The organism is Terrabacter sp. P5_B1 (assembly GCF_056400505.1).
On record NZ_JBFULD010000033.1, the window covers coordinates 1 to 19,327 of the forward strand.

The 19,327-nt window shown below is 66.4% G+C and carries 14 protein-coding genes and 2 pseudogenes; 3 read left to right on the forward strand and 13 right to left on the reverse strand.

The genetic code is table 11. The annotated features are described in order from the left end of the window. The first annotated feature begins 264 nt into the window (after nt 1–264). From AC1DP0_RS04335 to AC1DP0_RS04345, 3 genes and pseudogenes are all read left to right on the forward strand, one after another. The gene (locus AC1DP0_RS04335; RefSeq protein WP_478082668.1) at nt 265–441 is read left to right on the forward strand and encodes a helix-turn-helix domain-containing protein; all 177 of its coding nucleotides are present in this window, start codon (nt 265–267) and stop codon (nt 439–441) included. Then, nucleotides 425–1,618 carry a site-specific integrase gene (locus tag AC1DP0_RS04340; protein ID WP_478082655.1) on the forward strand — a complete coding sequence of 398 codons (1,194 nt, stop codon included), beginning with the start codon at nt 425–427 and terminating at the stop codon, nt 1,616–1,618. The genes AC1DP0_RS04335 and AC1DP0_RS04340 overlap by 17 nt, the downstream gene beginning before the upstream one ends. Before the next feature lie 502 nt (nt 1,619–2,120). Further along, nucleotides 2,121–3,386, forward strand: a pseudogene (locus AC1DP0_RS04345) (IS256 family transposase). A 146-nt stretch (nt 3,387–3,532) separates the two neighbouring features. Here the strand turns inward: AC1DP0_RS04345 and AC1DP0_RS04350 are convergent. The 13 genes and pseudogenes from AC1DP0_RS04350 to AC1DP0_RS04410 form a co-directional block, all read right to left on the reverse strand. Further along, a pseudogene (locus tag AC1DP0_RS04350) lies at nt 3,533–4,321 on the reverse strand (ISL3 family transposase); the annotation flags it as partial. Between the two features lie 205 nt (nt 4,322–4,526). Then, on the reverse strand, nt 4,527–4,763 hold the full coding sequence (locus AC1DP0_RS04355) for a hypothetical protein (protein WP_478082656.1): 237 nt from the start codon (nt 4,761–4,763) through the stop codon (nt 4,527–4,529). 2 nt (nt 4,764–4,765) lie between these two features. After that, a complete protein-coding gene (locus AC1DP0_RS04360) occupies nt 4,766–5,095 on the reverse strand; it encodes a response regulator (RefSeq protein WP_478082657.1) in 330 nt (109 codons plus the stop codon). Nucleotides 5,096–5,110: 15 nt separating this feature from the next. Then, nucleotides 5,111–7,426, reverse strand: a complete 2,316-nt coding sequence (locus AC1DP0_RS04365; protein ID WP_478082658.1) for a tetratricopeptide repeat protein — start codon at nt 7,424–7,426, stop codon at nt 5,111–5,113. A gap of 25 nt (nt 7,427–7,451) precedes the next feature. Further along, complete coding sequence (locus AC1DP0_RS04370; RefSeq protein ID WP_478082659.1) at nt 7,452–9,803, reverse strand: hypothetical protein; 2,352 nt, start codon at nt 9,801–9,803, stop codon at nt 7,452–7,454. Between the two features lie 60 nt (nt 9,804–9,863). Beyond that, on the reverse strand, nt 9,864–11,693 hold the full coding sequence (locus tag AC1DP0_RS04375; RefSeq protein ID WP_478082660.1) for an SAF domain-containing protein: 1,830 nt from the start codon (nt 11,691–11,693) through the stop codon (nt 9,864–9,866). A gap of 1 nt (nt 11,694) precedes the next feature. Further along, nucleotides 11,695–12,237, reverse strand: a complete 543-nt coding sequence (locus AC1DP0_RS04380; RefSeq protein ID WP_478082661.1) for a hypothetical protein — start codon at nt 12,235–12,237, stop codon at nt 11,695–11,697. Nucleotides 12,238–12,242: 5 nt separating this feature from the next. Continuing rightward, a complete protein-coding gene (locus AC1DP0_RS04385) occupies nt 12,243–13,523 on the reverse strand; it encodes a CHAT domain-containing protein (RefSeq protein WP_478082662.1) in 1,281 nt (426 codons plus the stop codon). A gap of 202 nt (nt 13,524–13,725) precedes the next feature. Next, on the reverse strand, nt 13,726–13,977 hold the full coding sequence (locus AC1DP0_RS04390) for a hypothetical protein (RefSeq protein WP_478082663.1): 252 nt from the start codon (nt 13,975–13,977) through the stop codon (nt 13,726–13,728). A gap of 210 nt (nt 13,978–14,187) precedes the next feature. After that, nucleotides 14,188–14,544 carry a DUF2625 family protein gene (locus AC1DP0_RS04395; protein ID WP_478082664.1) on the reverse strand — a complete coding sequence of 119 codons (357 nt, stop codon included), beginning with the start codon at nt 14,542–14,544 and terminating at the stop codon, nt 14,188–14,190. Nucleotides 14,545–14,913: 369 nt separating this feature from the next. Beyond that, nucleotides 14,914–16,071: a hypothetical protein gene (locus AC1DP0_RS04400; RefSeq protein ID WP_478082665.1), complete on the reverse strand. Its 1,158-nt coding sequence runs from the start codon at nt 16,069–16,071 to the stop codon at nt 14,914–14,916. A 360-nt stretch (nt 16,072–16,431) separates the two neighbouring features. Then, a complete protein-coding gene (locus AC1DP0_RS04405) occupies nt 16,432–17,805 on the reverse strand; it encodes a hypothetical protein (protein ID WP_478082666.1) in 1,374 nt (457 codons plus the stop codon). A gap of 18 nt (nt 17,806–17,823) precedes the next feature. After that, nucleotides 17,824–19,327, reverse strand: a 1,504-nt coding sequence (locus AC1DP0_RS04410; protein ID WP_478082667.1) for a S8 family peptidase, incomplete at its 5' end; no start/stop codon positions are given.

Consider the following 19,327-nt stretch of genomic DNA (forward strand, 5'->3'; position numbering starts at 1 on the left):
GATGGAGGCGACGGACGGGGTCGTCCGTCGGTCAGCATTCCCCGGACGAGCGGGGAGACCAGGTAGAGGTCACTCGATGGAGGTGCGTCACACCGCCGCCTATGCCTATAGCCATCGCGACCAAGCCCGGGTTCCGTCTGCGCTCAGCACCGATGGTGGCAGGGGCGAAGGCTGCGTCGTGCCATAGGTGCCCCCACGGCTCCGTCACTGCACCGACAGCGCAGGAGGCACCATACGATTCTCGCGGAGCGAGCTCTCTACACGATCCCCAACGTGATCGCACTCCTCAGCATGAGCAGGAGCGTCATCTACGAGCAGATACGCGCGGGCCGCCTTGAGGTGGTGCACCAGGGCAGACGATGTTACGTGACTGCAGCCGCGCTGGAGCGCTACGTCACACTCCTCGAGTCCCAGGCTGGACGCCGTGAGCACCAGGCGTAGCCGCGGCGAAGGTGGGCTGCACTACTCGGATTCGCGGCGGCGTTGGATCGCAACGGCGCACGTCGGCTTCCGACCGGACGGCAAGCGCATCGTCAAACGTGCGAGCGGCAAGACCAAGACAGAGGCGAAGAGCCGGCTGCGAGACATCCTCCGGGACCTTGACGATGGCATCGGAATGCAGGGCCACCAGTTCACGGTCGAAGACGCTTTGAGGGACTGGCTCGCATTCGGGCTCAACGGTCGGGATCCGAAGACCATCGAAGCAAGCAGGATTCTGATCGAACATCGCATCATTCCCGGGCTGGGGCGGCGGCGACTTCGTGAACTCACCGCCGATGACGTCGACAGCTGGCTCGCAGACCAGGCCGCGACCGCGAGCCGCTCGACCCTGAGCAAGCTCCTGTCGATCCTTCGTCGAGCAATCGACCGTCAGCTGGCGCGCGACCGGGTCAAGCGGAACGTGGCATTGCTCTGCCAAGTGCCATCCGGGCAACCCGGACGGGTCTCGAAAGCGCTCACGCTTGCTCAGGCCCAAGCCCTCTTGACCGCCGCAGAGGGCTCCGACCTGAACGCCTACATCTCCCTGTCGCTCTTGACAGGTGCCAGAACGGAAGAGCTGCGCGCGCTGACATGGAGCCACCTCGACCTGACCGGCGCCCCGACGCAGCAGCCGCCCATCCCACCAACAGTTCAGCTCTGGCGGTCGGTGCGTGCCCACGGGGATACCAAGACGAAGCTGTCCCGACGGACCCTTCGCCTACCCGGGAGGTGCGTCAGTGCCCTCTCGGCCCATCTGGACCGGCAGCTGAAGCAGCGCCGGCGCGCCCGGCTGCCTTGGTCCGAGGCCGACCTCGTCTTCGCCACCCGTTCGGGAGGTGCGCTGGACGCCGCCAACGTACGTCGAGCGTTCCGCACGGTGGCCGCGCGGGCCGGCCTCGATGCCCAGGTGTGGACACCGCGCGAGCTGCGCCACAGCTTCGTGAGCCTCCTCTCCGACGCCGGGTTGAGCATCGAGGAGATCGCCCGCCTCGTCGGTCACCGTGGCAGCGTTGTCACCGAAGCCGTATACCGGAAGCAGCTACGGCCGGTCATCACCGAAGGAGCGGAGACCATGGACCGCATCTTCGGGACGTCCACGGAAGCGGACGGACGTCAGACCGGTCCTCCGGATCCATAGTCACTCAGTTAGTCACTCACTGCCCCGAATCGCGACTGCCGACCCAAGAAACGAACAGCCCCTGACCGGCGTTTCCGCAGGTCAGGGGCTGTTTCGTGCTGGTGGGCGATACTGGGTTTGAACCAGTGACCTCTTCCGTGTCAAGCATTTTCGAGCCATCCGTGGGCGTCTCCGAACGTTTCCCTGAGCACGCACTTATGCCCAAGCATCCGACGAGGTCCCGCCAGATCCGCCTCCGTTGTCAAGCAGTTAGTCAACCGACTCGTTTGCATGCGCGGCGCCTCCCTGTCAGCCCCGCGTGCGCGTCACCGTCGTCGGCGCGACGGTCCAACGATGGCACCTCGAGGGGCGCGAGACTGTCCGACGAACGGTGTAGCTGGCCTGGACGCTGATGACTCAGCGGGATAGGTCTGATGATGACCGAGACACTGGTGTGGGTGTGAGCCCACTGCGGAAGGCAGGCAAGAAGACGCTCACCCCGGATGAGGTGGAGCGCGCGGCGGTGCGCGAGCTGGTCAAGGCCGCTCGTGCCAGGGGTGAGGAGCTGACCGGCCCGGATGGGCTGCTCAAGGCGATCACCAAACAGGTCCTCGAGGCCGCCCTCGAGGAGGAGATGACCGAGCACGTCGGCTACGACAAGCACGCCGCCGACGGCCGGAACGGGGCCAACTCCCGCAACGGGACCCGCGCGAAGACCGTCCTGACCGACAACGCCGGCCCGGTCCAGGTCGAGGTCCCCCGGGACCGGGAGGGCAGCTTCGAGCCGGTCATCGTCAAGAAGCGGCAGCGGCRCCTGAGCGACGTGGACGCGGTCGTGCTGTCGCTGTACGCGCGCGGTCTGACCACCGGTGAGATCAGCGCGCATTTCGCTGAGATCTACAGCGCGTCCGTCAGCAAGGACACCGTCTCCCGGATCACTGACCGGGTCGTCGAGGACATGCAGGCGTGGTCGGCGCGGCCGCTGCAGCGGGTGTACGCGGCGGTGTTCATCGACACGATCATGGTGAAGGTCCGTGACGGGCAGGTCGGCAACCAGCCGTTCTATGCCGCGATCGGCGTGGACCTGGCGGGCCAGCGTGACGTGCTCGGGTTGTGGCCGGGCAACGGTGGCGGGGAGTCGGCGAAGTTCTGGATGAATGTGCTGACCGAGCTGCGCAACCGGGGCGTGGCGGACGTGTTCTTCATCGTCTGCGACGGCCTCAAGGGGCTGCCCACAGCGTGAACGCGGTGTTCCCCGCGGCGATCGTGCAGACCTGCATCGTGCACCTGATCCCTGCTGCTGTCTGGCATGTTCCGGTACGCGTCGAAGAAGTACTGGGAGGCCATCGCCGAGGACCTGCGCCCGATCTATCAAGCCGCCAGCGTGGACGCGGCGCGGGCGGCGTTCGAGGCGTTCGAGGCGTTCGAGGCGTTCGAGGCGTTCGAGGCGTTCGAGTAGATGAGGGGCAAGGCCTATCCGGCCATCCCGAGGCAGTGGCGGGTCGCGTGGGAGCAGTTCACCCCGTTCCTGGCCTACGACCTCGAGATCCGCAAGGTCCTCTGCTCGACCAACGCGATCGAGTCCMTCAACGCGCGCTACCGGCGGGCCGTCAACGCCAAGGGCCACTTCCCGACCGAGCAGGCCGCCCTCAAGACGCTGTACCTGGTCACGCGGAGCCTGGACCCCAAGGGGCTCGGGCAGGCACGATGGGTGACCCGGTGGAAGCCGGCCCCGAACGCGTTCGCGATCACCTTCGCCGACCGGATGCCGGCCGCGGAGAACCTCTAGCCATGAAAACGCCAGTTACACCGTTCCTCTGACGGACCCGCCGATGTGAGAGCGACAGCCCGGACGCCTAGACCGGGCCTTGCCAGGCACCGATCCTGCGTCAGTGAAACAAGCAGCCGATGTGGGGACGTGCCACGATGGAAACACCTGCGAGGCGAGGCTCGGCGAGGAGACCCCCGGCGGCATCGGACGAGGGCGTCGCCGGCCAGGCGGACGGCGTGGAAGGGGTCCATCACCGCGGTCGCGGTGGGCAGTTCTTCGACGGTGGCGGTCTTGAAGCCGGTGAACCCGTCCATCGCCACAACCTGGACAGCGTCGCGCCAGGAGCCGGGACGCTGGGCGAGCCAGGTCTTGAACACCGCCTTCGAGCGGCCGGGGACCATGTCCAACAAGCGAGCGGGGCCGGTGCCGTCGCGGATCGGGGTGAGGTCGATGATCACGGGGACGTACTTCTATCCCCACTGGGTGTGGCGCCACACGTGCTCATCGACGCCCAGGACCCGCCCCCCTCAAACCGGGAGGCGGTGTTGATCAGCAGGCGCGTGCCCTCGGCGAGCACGGCGTCGTTCGCGGTGTTCCACGCGACCCCCAGGCCTTCGGCGATGCGGGCCACGGTGAGGTGACCGACCACGAGCCCCTGCCGCGCCCAGGCGAGCCCGCGCCGCGACAGCTTCGCCCGCGGCGGGGCGGCCTTGCTCGTGTCCTGGCGCCACACGTGCCCACAGCCACAGCACCGGCGCACGGTCACCTCGAATGTCGTCGGCCGCCAACCCAGCGGCTCGTGCGCGAGCTCCCGGGTGACGGTGTCACGCGGGGCTCCCTCTTCCCCGCAGCGTCGACACCACTCATCGGGGCTTGACCACCCGACAGGCCAACACCGCCCGGTCAGGGTCGACGCGTTGCCCGGTCACCTCCAGCCCGCGCTCGTCAAGCCGCGCTCGTCAAGCCGGGCTCGTCAAGCCGGGCTCGTCAAGCCGGGCTCGTCAAGCCGGGCTCGTCAAGCCGGGCTCGTCAAGCCGAGCGAACGTCGTCAGATCAGGGGTCGCGAAGGTAGCGTCGGACACGTCGAGGTCTTCCAGATGGGCGGCGTAGGAACCTCCATCCTTGGGAGCCCTCGACCCCTACCCACGCACCGACGCGCTACACCCTCATCTGTGAAGAGCCATGAACCCTTACACCGGAGCAGGGTATGGCGGGTGCGGCCCGGGCAGAGCTGGTGTCGTGCGCCTCAGTGTCGACCGCTGATGGCTTGGTGGGCGGCTCTGCCTCGGCGCGGCGGTCCCGTACGCCGAGCCGCATGCAGATCAACGAGACGTAATTCGCGACGGTCTTGGCCGTTACGCCGAGGCGGTCGGCGATCGAGGTGTCGGCGAGCATGGCTAGGACCTGTCGTTCCCACGGGCTGAGTTGGGGGAGGTGGTCTTCAGCAGTGGTTCTACGGACGGCACCGCCGGCGAGGAGGCGGGGACGCTAGGGGCCAGCTGAGGACTGACCGCCAGCCCGCCCGTGACGACCAGCGGGATGACCGCGATGAGGTGTCCGGGCGGGGCCTCCTTGGGCACGTAGCCGTGAGCGCCGGCCTCCAGAGCGCGGGACAGGGCGGCATCGTCCTCGTACATGGAGACGACAATGACGTGGCTATATGGAGCTTGCCGGAGCAGCTGCCGGGTTGCGGCGAGCCCATCGAGGTCCGGCAGAGCGAGGTCCATCACGATGAGTGGTGTTCACGAGGGGGAGGGACCAGGCGAGCGCAGGTACCGCTGCTCGGGAAACGCCTCCAAGAACGAGCCAGAAGGGCTCTGCGTGGTGACGATCATCGATTTCGCTATGACGCCGGCCGCGATGGCGCCCGCCAGGAAGCAGCGAGCGGCCAGGGAGCGGTCGTCCTGTCGCTGCGCGTTAGTCAGCCGCGTGCCGACTTCCCGAAAGAAGTGCGTATCCAGCCACGAACCCTCGCACTCCAGGAATATGGCTAGCTGCCGCCACGGCACGTCGTCGGGCCAAGCCGCAACGAGCGCGTGGAGCCCCGCCGCCACCTTCGCGACATCGGTCTCATCCGCCAGGACGTCGTAGATCGCCGCCTCGTGCTCGGCCGCCCCCTCGAGCAGCTGGATCGCGGTGACGAGCTGGGAGACGAGGCGCTGKTTCCGCCAACGGCTCGCCTGGCTGAGCTGGTCGTGCTCCCCGAGTAGAAGCACCTTGTCGGAGATGACAACTCCGGTGTTCACCAATCGCTCGGCGTCGTCCGAGTGACCCTCGTCGGTCAACCGGGCGACTTGCTGCTCGAGGTAGTCCCACCAACCGGCGTCGAACACGACGAGGTGTTGCGTGAGCGCCGAGTCCAGCTCGGGCAAGCTCTGGACCTGCGCCAGTGCGGCGAGGACCTCCTCGTAGCTCAGGCCGGTGGGCCTCGTCGGCACCTCGATCACATGGGAGGAGCCGTCGGCGAAGAGGGTGGTGACCTGGGTCGGTTCGATGGCAGGTGCGTGCTCTTCCTGCTCGCTCTGGATACGGGCCGGGCGTGGCCGTCGCAGAGGAGCCGCACGGTCGTCTGCCGGTGCAGGCGCGCCGAGCAATGCGCGGATCTCCGCGACCGTCATGGACTCGCCGAACCTCATTGCGGCGTACTCCGGCGCGACCTCGCTGATCTGCTTCCAGATCCGCTCGAGTCCGACGAGCGCGGCAACGATGTCAGCCCCGTCGCTGGTGGACGTTTCGCTTGCGCGCGCCTGCAACAGGTGGTTGCGCAGCTCCGCCTCGGCGCGGAGAACGTCGGCCGGGATCTGGTCGCTGGTCTGGAGCGGCGTGGTCACGCCGAGAGCCTCGATGAAGGTTCTGGACTTGGCCCGTTCCACGTAGGCGAACGCCTGCTGCCCATAGGTGCTGAAACGGTCTTGGGACCAGAGGACGAGGGACAGGTTCACAATCAGTTCGTAGATGTCCAGCCGACCTTCTATGAAGCGGCGGCGACCACCTTCTGCACCGATGCTGAGTCTGACGTCCTCGAACGTTTCGATGGCCTGCCGACAGACCCGATGCGCCGGCTCGTAACACGCGGCCAGCGAGTAGGCCATCGCGAGGTTGCCTGCGGCTCGGTAGTGGCCCCAGAGGTATCCGGCGCGCTCGCTCAGCTCGAGGGCGGCCAGGTAGCGACGGGCGGCCCGCTCCGGCCCCCCTGACTCGATCTCGATGTCCCCTGCGACGTGCAGGTTCTCGATCTGCTCGGACATCGGCAGGTTCTCGATCGCCAGTGCCGCATCAATGAGCGTGCGAGCCCTGTCGATGTCGCCTCGACGTCGGGCGAGTGCAGCCTGATTCGCGAGCCGGGCCGACTGCGCGCGACCGACAAGGTTCGCATCCAAAGGGTCCTCAGCCGTCGCTGGCAGCAGGCTGCTAACGTCGTCGTACGCCCGCGAGGCGATGCCGCCCTCGCCCTCCCCCGCGGCGAGCAGGCCGCACTCGACGGTCACGAGGGCTGAGAGGGAAGCATCGCCGGCCTCTTCCGCGCAACGCTGCGCCTCCGCCAGCCATCGCGCGGCCTCGCCAGGCTCATTACGCACTCTCGCCACTTGGCCCAGACCAAGCGACGCCTGACCCTGGCCCTCGGGATCATGGCGCTCGGTTGCCGAGGCCAACACGTCCTTGAACACTCGCTCGGCCTCGTCTACGTTGCCCAGATGCAACAGCGCCGTCCCCATGCCGTGCAGCGCGACAGTACGCGACCTCGGGTCGGGCGTCCGCTGCGCCGCCCGCAGGCGGGGCAATGCCTCGGCGGGACGGCCCCGCGACATCAAGACGTCGCCCAGCCAGTACGAAGCCTCGGAGATCGGCTCGGGATCCGTCGCGGCGTCGATGATCGCTGCTGCCGTCGTCAGCAGCCGCTCAGCCCAGGCGGTCCTCGCCGCCTTACCTCCGTACCGCACCGGGATAATGAGGTGTAACGCGGCGTTGTTGCGCTGCTCGTCCGTCGTCGACGTGGCCAACCCGACCTGGCGCACCGCTTCGAGTTGCGCCTCGTCCCATGTCAGGGGCGAGGGCACGGACGGTTCCTTCGGGCGACCGTGGTCATCTCGCATTTCGAAGAGCCTCCGCCTCAGACCTCCACCTATCGCGGGCGCTGTCGTCACCCAGGCGCTCGGCAAGTGTCACCAGAAGCTCGGCATCCACCGCTGACGACTTGGTCCAGCCCGCTCGACGATGGGCAGTGAACGCCCATGCCTGGTACCTCACGGCCGTGTCAAGGTTCCCCAGCGTCTCCTCGACCCCGCCCAGGTTGCTCATGTGATTCGCTTGGGCAGCAAGTAAGGTCCCCTGCGGCTGGCCGGTCATAACTCGGCCGGCCGCGGTCAGGTCTCGTGCCCAGAGATGGCAGGCGCGGGCACGCTCGGCGAGATCGATCACGGTCCCACTCCGGGTGCGGCGTGCCATCAGTGCCACGAGGCGGAGGCCGGCCGGCAAAGGCCGCCCCGTGGACGCCAGGTCTTGCAGCGCGCTTCTCAGGGCGATCGCCATCAGCGCGCGAAGCGAGCCACCCCACCCGGTCAGGCACGGCACCAGATCGACCTCATTACCGGTCTGCTGGTAGTGGCTGGCGACCGCCCGGTACAGGTCGGCTGCCTCCTCCTGGTACCCGGCGTTCCGGAGAGCCCTCGCTCGTTCGAAGGCCTGCTGCGGGGAGAACTCGCCGACGCTCGCGTCGAATGGGCGCACGTCGACGTCTGTGCCCGTGAGGAGATCCGGTGCGCCAGCGGAGCGAGGGGACGGTCCGAGGAATACGGACCCGACGTAGGCGAGTTCGCCCAGTTCTTCCGTGAGACGATGCTCCTCAACTGCGCGGGCGGCCGCGTCCTGCCGCCGGCTGAGACGCTCTCCGCAGCCGCCGACGGCGCGAAGTCCGGCACGCACCAGTGTCCAGTCCTCTTCTTGGCGCGCGACGTCGACGGCTGTCAGATACCACGAGCGTCCCTCGTTCCAGCGCTTTTCCGCGCGCGCGACCTCACCCAAATGGAAGCGCAGCCGTCCCTCCGCCACTCGATCAGGCAGGCTGAGGACGATGCGGAGACCTTCGAGCAGGTGGGCCCGTGCCTCGGCCCGGCGGCCCAGCCCCAGCTCGCAAGTTCCCATCCGTTCAAGGCAGTTGGCGCGCACCACGTCATTGGGGGTGACTTTGAGGGCGCCGTCGAACCTAGCGACGGCTTCGGCCTTATCCCCCAGCCGCTCCAGCAGTTCGGCCTGACGGATGAGGGAGTACGCGGTGACGAATGGCAGCCGGTCCTGGGCCCACGCCTGCACGCCGACGAAGGTCTCCATCGCCTCCTCCTGACCGCCGGGCCTCCGGCTGAGGCGATCGGCGTCGTCTAGGGTCGTCAACGCCGCCTCTCGTGCATGCCCTGAGTCGGCGATGGGGTCGAGGTGACGCCAGATCCTGGTAGATGCATCCCGGCGTGCGCCTGCATGGTGTGTCGACGATTCCACGGCGCGCCAGAAAACAACGGTTCCGTCCGCGGAGCACGAGACCAATGCATCGTCGACCGGCGAGAAGGTGACATCGTAGACGGCTTTTCCATGCTCATCAGAGCGGTCGACCAGTTCGCCGCTCCCGGGGTTCCAGAGTCTGACCGACCCGTCGTAGGRGCCGGAGGCGAGGTATTCGCCGCGGTGGGCGAAGGCCAACCCTCCGATCCACGCGGCGTGGCCGCCGAGCCTGCAGCGAACCCTCAGTCTGTCCTCGTCGACCGCGTCCCACAGGACCACCTCGTGCGTCTCAGGGGTTCCGACAGAACCCGGCGGTCCTCCCGGCCGGCTCACGGTGGCGGCGCAGGCGTGACCGTCCGGTGCGAAGGCGAATCGGTACAGTTGCGCGCCCGGTGCAACCAGCTCCGTGTGCGTGACCTGCCACGTCAGGGCGTCGACGAAGAACAGAAACCCGTCGCGCGTGCTCATGGCGACCGTCCACGCGCCGGGTGCGACGTCCATCGAGAGAATGCGCGACGTCTTCAGGGAGAGAACGGACGCCCACTGCCCGGTCGTTATACTCCACCTGAGGACTTGACCGTCGGCCCCGGCAGCCAGAAGGTCTCCGCTGGGGAGGAAAGCGAGGCATTCGGCGCCGGGATGCGGCGAGGACGTCACGGCTTGGCCGTCCGAGGCGCGCCAAACCGCGACGGAGTTCGTCGTGCAAGTGGCGAGCAGCTTTCCGTCGTCCGAGAAGGTGGCCGCGAGCACCGAGACAGACGCGGGTCGCCGGAAGGGATCCGGCTCGCCACCCCGCACTGTGAATCTCAGCCCGCGATCGGTTGTCGACCAGACCTTGGCGTTTCCCTCACGACCGCAGGAGACGAGCGCGGATCCGTCCGGGGACAGCGCGACGCAGTACACCGAGTCCTCGTGAGCGTGGATCGTCGCGACAATATCCACGGTGCCTCCCAGTCCGTGGGAGTTACTACTGTACGGCGGAGGCTCTCAGCCCCGGCCGGTTCAGGACAAGACAATCCTTCGACTCAGAACGACAGTGGCCTCGACGGTCGCGGATAGAAACTCGTCGCGTCGATCGCGCGGAACGGCCACCACGAGGTGTACCAGACCTTCGGTCGTCGAGGGGACCGCGTCGGCCAGCACCAAGACGTCATTGAAGACAGCCGCGACTTGGCGCCCCGTGGATGGTGACCACCGGACGACGAGCAAGTCGACGACGTCGGCCACACGAGCCTCCGCTCCCGGGAAACCAAACGTGCTGACGGTGACACTGAGAGTCACGACTTCGTGGAGCCGGCTAGCCTCGACGAAGATGCGGCGGGGAACGGGATCGCCTGCGGGTAGGGAGGCGAGTGGCCGCAGGCCGTCGACGTCCGCCGCCTCCTGGATGGCGTCACTAGGCAGACTGTCGACCGGCGCCTCGGCCGCCTGGAAGTCTGCCGAGGACACGGTGCAGTAGGCGTCCAAGGGGCGCGTCGGCACGCACACCCGGCGCCTGGCCGGAACTTGGGGCTTCGTCCGCTCCTCGACCCTGTACTGGTAGTAGTCGGAGTCCGGGGTCGTCCCGCGGTAGAGCATTCCGCTCAGCTCCGCCCACGTCACCCTCTCCTCCTCGAGGTCCGGCGGTGTCCTCAGGTGGAGTTCCTCGAGGACGCGCCAGCGGTGCAGGTCGAAGGCCGCCTTAAGCTTCTCCCCGTACCCCAGACTGGCCGCGACCGCGTTGTGATAGAGGCCACGGCCGACGAGGACGACCGCGGCGGAGAGCAGAAGGAAGATGGTGATCCGGACGCCGAGTGCGCCGGCGCTCGCCGGCCACGGTATCCGCAGTGCGACCAGCGCTGACAGCGGCAGGCCCACGAGCCATGTGAACGTGACCAGGGTGAGGATCAGATCCAATGACGTCTTGGCTTGCTGAAGAAGGGTGGCGAACTCCGCCGGCAACAAGGGCTGCAATCGGGGCCAGATAACGACCGCGTCCAGCCCGTACCGCTTCACAGGATACCGTTCGGCGGCTTTCAGCACGTTGCCCAGCGCGGTCGGCATCACTGTCTCCGACGCAGGGGGGTAGCGCAGGAAGAGGTCACGATGCAACATCAGCCGGCGCTCCGACAACTCCTCGGCCAGCCTCCGCAGGGTCTCGGACGCCTGCTCCGTCAGTTCGGTCAGCTGGCGGAGACGCTCGTCCCAGGCCGCGTCCACCTCTCCGGCTCCCTGGTCGAGATCGGCAACACCAGCGGCAGTCGCGTTCCAGGACGAGCGCACCTGCTGGGCAAGCCCACCCGGATCGGCAGAGGACGCATAGACGTGCCCGAGCGCGCCGAGGCGAGTCCTGAGCTGGCGGATTGATGTGTCGACGACCACACCCGCCCGCTGCGCAGGCAGCAACGAAGATTCCGTGGCGGCGCCGATCTCCTGCTGGGTGGGGAAGGCCGTCTGCTCCTGCCGGATCACTTCGGCCAGGTGCTCCAGGGCGTGATCGCGGGCCATGAGTTCGTCGCGTCGGCGGTCAACGCGGGCACGCAGATGCCCGGCTACGAGTTCGGAAAGTCTCGTCGAGGGCCAATACCCCTGGTATAGGCGTTCCACCGTGTCCTGCAGGTTGGCCAGCACGATGGTGCAGAAGGCGATAAAGACCAGAAACCCAGCGACCAGTATCGCCTGGATGCTTCCCGACTGGCCGTTCCACCTCGACAGGAGTTCGGATCCGCCGAGCTGGAGCAGCAGCACAACCAGGAGGCCGCCACCGAGGAACACCAGGCTCGGGAAGAACGTGGACAGCAGCACCCTGCGGTCGAAATAGCCGGTGACCTCCTTGAGAACGGCGCTGAACACACTACGCCTCCGGCTCCATGCGCCCGTGCAGCCAGTTCCGAGGGCAAGAGGGAGCCTCCGTCGCATCGAACGGCGCGCGCCTACTTGGCGCGGGACGGCACTTGTGGCAGACGTACCAGCGGGGCCGGACACCCGGATTCCCCGAAACCCGGGACGAGCCGATCGCGTCGATGGGCAGCGCTGCATCGACCTCCTCGCTCGGCACCCACCCTGCCACCTTTCCCTCTAGCAGGACGACGAAGCCGGAGGCACCGGTCCGCGTCAGGTGGTAGGCAAGGACGACCAGGTCATCTATGTCGAGCACTCCCGCTGCGGCGTCGACGAAAATCAGGCCGGGCAACTGGACGAGCCGCTCAGAGATGTGCGCCGCCCCGACTTCGGCAAGGTCGTGCTCGCTGAGCAGGGCTTGGGGTCGCGCTTCGATCTCAACCAACGCCATGGCGGCGGTCGACTTTTGCAGTGCCGTCAGCGCCTGATGGCCGGACCACGTGTCAGGCACGGAGAGAATTGGCTGAAGGCGGGCGGCGAGGTCCAGGCTGCTCATCGATCTCACTCCCAGTCCCCGACCAGAATGAACGGAGCCCAGTGGGCAGGGTGCTCGAACGGCCTGACGTCGAAGTTCACATCCGGCGCCGCGGAGCCGCGAGTACGAGCCCGCTGCTTGAACCGTAGTACGTCCGACGTTTTGCCCGCTCGGCTCTGCAACTGCGCGGCCCCCGCCTGCTGCGCCACCCGGTCGTAGAGATCGATCGCCGCGTCGAGGTCACCGGCGACCGCGTAGGCGCTGGCCGACTGCATCTCGAGCAGGGGGCGCCGCGCCCGATCGCCGTTCCCCATAGCGTTCAGGCGCGCGGCGCAGTCATCGATTATCTGCCGTGCCGTCATCCGCATCACGTGTAACTGGGCCTGCTGCAGGGCGTGGGCTTTGTCGGGCGTAGCCCTGGACCGGAGCAGAAGCTCGTAGAAGCGCTTCATGATGAGTCCGGCGGCGAGGTCGTCGGCCCGCCACAGGCTCACGATCACGGACGGCGTACCCGCGTATATCAGAGCTCTGGTCAACCCGATGAGCTCGTCGCCAGGCCGGTGTTCGCTGACGCCGCTTTCGCACGCGCTCAGCGTGATGAGGTCCGCCTCCAGGTGCGTGCCGAGGAGTTCCTCAACGGTCAAGGCGCCATCCAGCCTGTCCGAGTCCTCGGGATCTGGCGCCAAGAGGATTCCTGACCGAAGTGCGTTCCGGGAGTCGAAGTAGCCGTGACAGGCAATATGCAGCACGTCCAGGCGCCGGCCGCGTCCAGCGAGCGCATCCCGGATCGCGGCCTTAGTCGCCCCGGCGCCCAGATACGGCCGGACGCCGAACAGTTCGGCCACCGCGGTGGCCTCTTCACGAGCGTGCGCCAAGTCGTCCCGCGAGTCGCCGACCACCACTGCCCGATCACGCCCACCGGTCCGCTTCGCCTTGCAGTACTTCATGATGGAGGCGCTCGGCGTGTAGCAGACCGGGTTGCGTTCGATCAGAAACCGGCCGCCAATTCGGAGTGCGTGCAGCGGAAGGTAATGCAGCGGCCCGTGGGGAACGAACCACACCAAGTCCCCCTCATCGGTGTGCTGGACAATCGGGGCAATCAACTGCCCGAACCATTCCTGCCAGCTGCCAAGGTCCACCGACCGCGCGCCGCCCATGCCACCGAAGCTGTCGAGTGCGTGGCCCAAGGCGGCCTCAGCGGGCAGGTCGAAGGCCTCGATCAGAGGGTTCTCGTTAGCGGCGGACACGAGGAATAGCAGTGTCTGCTCTTCGCCGACGAAGTACTCCGCAAGCACAACGCGGGCCATGCGCCCACTCCCCTCACCGGTCAGAGCGTGGATGCCGCCATAGATCGCGGTCGGTCAACCGTGCGTCGTTAACAGCATGACACGTCCAGGCGGTTGATCATCACCAGCGCCTGGATATCTGCCGATTGCCGGTGGCTGCTACCGCTAGACGGTATGGAGTGACCGCTCGAGATGGCTGAGGGGTTGCGGGCCGGGGCCTCACTCATACATGTTCGTGGGTTGCAGAGTAGGGGCTGCCTGCTCGGCCTATCCGACAGTTGTGGGAGGCCCTGGTGTTTACCGAGCGTACGAGTGTGGGGCTCGATGTGCACGCACGATCGGTCGCATCCACGGTGACCTCGCCCAGGACGCCGCCGGTGCGGGCATCGACCGCGGCCGCGGAGTGGGTGAGCACGTGGGTGTCGACGCCGATCACGACATCGACCACCTCACGAAGATCGGTCAGACTGGTCATGCGTTCTCTCCTGCCTTGGAACGGGAACGTGGTTCCCGGTCCGGGTGGAGACTCGGCAGGACTGTGATGAGACACGACGAGCGCCGTTAACGCTCGCCGGTCAAGCTCCTGATCAGGCCAGCTGTTCCGCCCAGGCCGGGGCTGGCGACCATGAGCGGACAAGCCCCCGCAAAGGCACGAAGCCAGTCAGGCGTAGGGTCACACTCACGGTCACCAGCCACAGCCCAGCACGATCAGGCTGCAGAAGCGATCCTCACAGTCAGGCGTGGACCGGCGCGCACGACGCGTGGCTGCGCCGCCAACACCTCGACGCGCCGGGGACTCAAGCCGCGCGAGCCTGCCGCCGAGTACGTCGTATCCGACGATCAAGTACGGAGGCGGGGGCGGCCCCCTCCCGAGGCTCGCCGAGATCATTCGCGGTCGCGAGGTCCGCGAGGTGGGGACTGCCGCCGCTGAGGAGGCGAGACCAGCCGTGTTCAGCCAAACGCCACCACTGTGGATGGCAAGGGCACCCAGGTAAGAGCGGGCCGTCACCTGGAGCCGCCACAGCACTCCCTCGCCTCGCAATGAGTCACGTCGACGATCGCGCCGGAGAGATTCTGGTCGGTGAGCGTCCCGTTCCGGGTCTGATGGAGGCTCTCATTCCACGGAAGGATGAGAGTCATGGCAACACCGAGGAAGTACCCGGAGGAGCGTGGGGAGCGGGGATCAGGATGGCGGGTCTACCTGCGGCTGACCCCGACACGCAGGCCGGCGCGGTGAAGGGGTCGGCCACCAGCTTGGGTTCAATACCGACACGTTGCACAACTGGGTTCAACAGGCCGAGGTCGAGGCGGGCCACCCGCCAGGGCGTGACGAGCGCTCAGGCGGAGTGGATCGCCGTGGAAACTGTGAAGTTTCAGCAAATCGTTGGAGTTGCGGTCCGTGCCACGGGTGTTACTCGGTTTCCACTGGACCGTCGGGACGCCCCGATTCATGCGTTGCCTCGCTGCGAATGCCTTCGTGCGCTGCTCCGCCGCTCTCGACGCCGGCGGTCGTCGCGCGAGGCCCAGCGCTGACGCTACTGCGTCGTTGCCCCAGCGACTGCGTCGTCACGGCCCCGCGATGCTGCAGCTTCGTTTCCCTAGATGGCACGGTGTCGTTCAAAGCTTGAGCCCGGCTGTCGAGCACCCTTGTGAATGCTTGTTGCGCAAATCCAAGCAGCAACGCATAGGCCAGAATCTGTTGTTGGGAGTCGAGCACTGACAGCCCGGGTACGAACCCAGCACTGATAGCGAGAATCCCCAATATTGCTGTGAAGGCACCAAGTGGAACCTTAAGCCAAGCCAGAGCGACAGGGACATCGTACGGCGTTGAAGAATTTTCGAGCTTTCGGATCGCCACCGTCGTGGCCAGAGCACCTCCTAACAAGCCCATGAGACCAACTACGAGGATGTCGCCGCCCGACGGAGCGGTCGTGTTCTCCCGCGTGGGACAATTCAAATTCTGTTGGGCTGTGACTGTCGCCGACTTGGCGACCTCGTTCTTGAAGCAAAGCGGCATGACGGTTGGATTGTTCGCGACCACTAGCAGTGTTGCCGCCACCAAGAGAATCGTAACTATGGCCGCCATAAGAATTATGTTGCGGAATGACCTCAATTGCGCGTGCTTTTGATCCACTCCCTCATAGCCGTCTTCGATGAGCATTCGCAGCCAGGCCTTCCTTTTGGCCGACTCCATTTGCACGAGTTGCTGCTCGCTGATGCAACGTGGATCATCTCGGTTCATCACCGCGTGCGCGCGCGCCACTGCACTTGGAATCTCCGCCTCAACGTCTACTTCTGGCAGGAGTTGTACGATCTGGGCCCGTGCCGCGTGCATATTCCTGTAGGCGGCTTCAACTAAGACCCCTCGCCACCAGTTGACTATTCGGCTCGGAACCGGGTCCACTCGATTCGCTGCATATTCCGCCTTATCTATGAACTCCCGCACCCCTGCCGCAGTCGCCTCCTGTTCGGCAGTCAAATTGCCACCGCTTCCCGCGGCTTCTAGGCGGATTCCTAGCATCTTTGCGTTGACAGCGACGTGTTGGACCCAGATCGTTTTGCGCGACATGGCTAACCCCTTCCCGGAAGGATCCGCAGTTGCACAGCCTCAGGCATGTCAAGGAATTCGTCTTATGTCACGAAATGTTCCAGTTCAGGCCCATGTAGCGCCTTGCACTTGCTGGATGGGTTTCAAAGCAAACCGAGTGCGTGGCGACGTGGTGGTCACGATCCTCCTCGTCGGTTGCCGCCCCGAGCTCCTCGGAGGACTCAGCCAGTACTCAAAGCTGAGCCGTCCATAGGTGCCCTCACTGGGATCACCCGAGTTGCAAACGACTGACGGCATTCTGATCATAGGAGCCGCAAGTGCGAAACCTGCTCTGCCTCCTGCCTGATGGCCCCGGGCCGCGGCATCCATACCCGGGGCCCTTCAGGAGCGGGTCGCCGCGGCTGCGGCGGCCAGGGCAAGTTGGGCGACGGGAGCCTTGCAGATGTCAGAGTGAGCCCCCGAGAAGGGTTGCTTCGTCGTGTCGTTGATAACGTTCCGGGCGTCGACGCGGTAGAACGACCCCGCTGCGAGTCCATAGTCCGTTCCACCGCCTGCCGGCATGGTTTTGTCCTCCGCGGGGCTAACTGCCTGGAAACCATCTCTTCCCATGCCGTCCCATCGCCCCGCCACATCCGCGGAAATATCCTGCTGAGCCAAGAAAGAGGCCCGCGGATACCAGACTCCAACAGCCCAGTCGAACTGTGTGAAAGTGGACACCAGGGGCCCGTGCACTCGATCCCCGAATGCGTTCAGCGCACCCGCCTTGTCGAAGGGATTGTCCTGGGCGTGGGCAAAGGCCCAGTGGGAAAAGGCACCCTGTACCACGAGTAGGGACCCAACCGGGCTTTCGTCTGGAGAGCCGACGCCTGACAGGGCAAAGGACACTAGGCGCGCCCCGAAACTGTGGCCGATGAGGTGAGCTCTCACTGCGGGCGCCGTGCGGTGCAACTCGGCGAGTAGCGGACCCAAGCCGTTCTGGCCGATATCGCCAGCGCGCCCCTTCATGATGGTGTAGGACAGCACGCGCACGACATCCTTCGCGCCGTTGATCGCGTTCTTGAACCAGTCGCCCACACCCTGGGTCGACGATGCGGGAGGCGCACTCCCGAACGCCTGTGCCGCTGCCTGGTATGCCTTCGTCGGGTCGTCAGACCTGAGCAACGCGGTCTCACCGGCGTCTTCGAACGTGCCGCTCGTCGGCGGGGCGGGGCTCAGACTCTGGACCAGCGCGTGTATATGGCGAATGCGTTGCGTCTTCGCATCCTCGGACTCCGCAGACCCCACCGTGGCACTGTCGTCGATCAGCCTTCCAATCTCGCTCATCGCCTCCTGCTGCACTTGATCCGTAAAGCCCGGGGCGAGTGACGCCGCGATCTGCTGTCCCGTCAGGGACGCCGTTCCGGCGCTAACGTCGACCACTCCCGTGGCGCCGGCTTGAGTCGACCCCGTCGGCGCCGGCCCTTGGGCATCGCTCGACTCCGGAAACCAGAGGGACGGCCAGTAGATGCCAGCGAAACCGATAGGCCCAACTGCCGGCACCTCCGCGGCATGAGAAGCGATCAACGGGAAGAAGACGTCATATAGAGCCTTGGCGCTCTGCTCGGACGTGCCCCAGCCATGACTCATCACGAACAGGTCGACGACTCCCTCGGCCTGGACCTCGCGGAGGAAGTCGTCATGACCTGGTGACGTTAGCGACCCCTTCTCGTCATAGGTCAGGTCCCACACCGGCTCCCCGGTCTGTTGTCGTCGCATGGCTTTCCCTCCTTGACGTCAGACGTTTGAAAGCATTCGCATCAGGTCGACGAGGCCGGCACCCTGGGCATACCGCTCTCGACCCAGGTCGGTCGCACTCTCCATCAGCAGCTGCTTGACTTCCCGTGGCCGGCCAAAGAACTCCGGCCGAGCCGACAGGAACGACGCGATGACACCGGACACGTGCGGTGCCGCCATGGAGGTGCCCGACTGTTCGGCATACGTGAGGAGAGCGTTGCGGCGAGCCGCCTCGTCCAACGTCGTCAAAGTGCCTGACGCGACGTCCAAACCTGCACCAGAGCGCACCTCGCCGGTCGCGGCCGAGGTGATCCACTCCCCGGGCGCCACCACGTCAGGCTTCATCCGTCCGTCGAGCGTGGGGCCCTTGCCCGACGTCCACGTCACGCCGAAGACGTGAGGGGCATCGCGGTGCGTTGACCCCACGGCGATGCAGTCGGCGGCATGAGCTGGCTCGGTGATCGATCCGAGGATGGCGGAGGTGTTTGTCGAGTYGCCCACGGCAGTCCGCGCCCCGTAGTTACCGGCCGAGATCACAACGACCACGCCAGCGGCTACCAGCTGGTTCACGGCCTGGCTCAGCGGCGACTGTCCGGCGGCATAGCCGCGCGGGTCCCACTCACAGCCCAGGCTCATGTTCACCCCGTGTACGCGCAGTAAGCCGGGGTCCACATTGACCTCAGTGCGCAGGTACGTGAGCGCCCTGATCACGGCGCTGGAAGAGGTGATCCAAGTGCCTTGGGCGCTTTGACGCATCACCTTGAGGCTGACGAGCTGACACGCCGGAGCCATGCCGGACAGCGCGCCGTGAACGCGCTCCACGAACCCACCATCCACCGGGGCCTTCGAGTCGGCAACATGCGCGACGCCGTCGTCAGGGGCGCGCCCGGCGATGATGCCGGCCACATGGGTGCCATGACCGCACTCGTCGTTCAGTGGCTGCAACGGCTCCAGTCGCGGCGTCCCGTCGGCCGGGGGGTTCACCAGCGAGCTGAAGTCCCGGTGAAGTCCCGTGGTCAGCCCGTTGCCGCCAACTCCCGCCGCGCCCTCATTGGCAAGCTCTAGCTCGGAGAAGTGCGGATGACCAGCGTCGATGCCGCTGTCGATCACGGCCCACACGACCCGATCCCCGCGCGCCGCGTACGAACGCCAGGCGGCATCCGCCTTCACCGTCGCCGCGGAACGGTCGACTTGGGGGTAGATCGTGTGATCCGGGTACGCGCGGAAGATCGTCGCCACCCGACCGACGCGCAATGCATCGACGCGGTCTTGCTGGACCATGCGCTGCAGGTCCGCTCGCGACATCACGCACTGATACAGCTTGGGCGCCACCAGTTGTAGCCGCTCCGGCACCTCCGGGCGCACCGGGCTCGACGCGGTCTCCTCCACCGGCCACCACCCGCCCGCCACCTCGACGTATTGAGCCCAAAGGGCGTAGAAGTCGTGGCGGACCGCTTCGAGCCCTCCGGGGTACATGAGGTTGAGTTCAATCAACACCGGCACG

What these genes read in the sequence shown, in the direction of transcription:
- AC1DP0_RS04355 (WP_478082656.1), bottom strand. Translation starts at nt 4,763, where the DNA reads ATGCTCGCCGACACCTCGATCGCCGACCGCCTCGGCGTAACGGCCAAG.
- AC1DP0_RS04360 (WP_478082657.1), bottom strand. Translation starts at nt 5,095, where the DNA reads ATGGACCTCGCTCTGCCGGACCTCGATGGGCTCGCCGCAACCCGGCAG.
- AC1DP0_RS04380 (WP_478082661.1), bottom strand. Translation starts at nt 12,237, where the DNA reads ATGAGCAGCCTGGACCTCGCCGCCCGCCTTCAGCCAATTCTCTCCGTG.
- AC1DP0_RS04385 (WP_478082662.1), bottom strand. Translation starts at nt 13,523, where the DNA reads ATGGCCCGCGTTGTGCTTGCGGAGTACTTCGTCGGCGAAGAGCAGACA.
- AC1DP0_RS04390 (WP_478082663.1), bottom strand. Translation starts at nt 13,977, where the DNA reads ATGACCAGTCTGACCGATCTTCGTGAGGTGGTCGATGTCGTGATCGGC.
- AC1DP0_RS04400 (WP_478082665.1), bottom strand. Translation starts at nt 16,071, where the DNA reads ATGTCGCGCAAAACGATCTGGGTCCAACACGTCGCTGTCAACGCAAAG.
- AC1DP0_RS04405 (WP_478082666.1), bottom strand. Translation starts at nt 17,805, where the DNA reads ATGCGACGACAACAGACCGGGGAGCCGGTGTGGGACCTGACCTATGAC.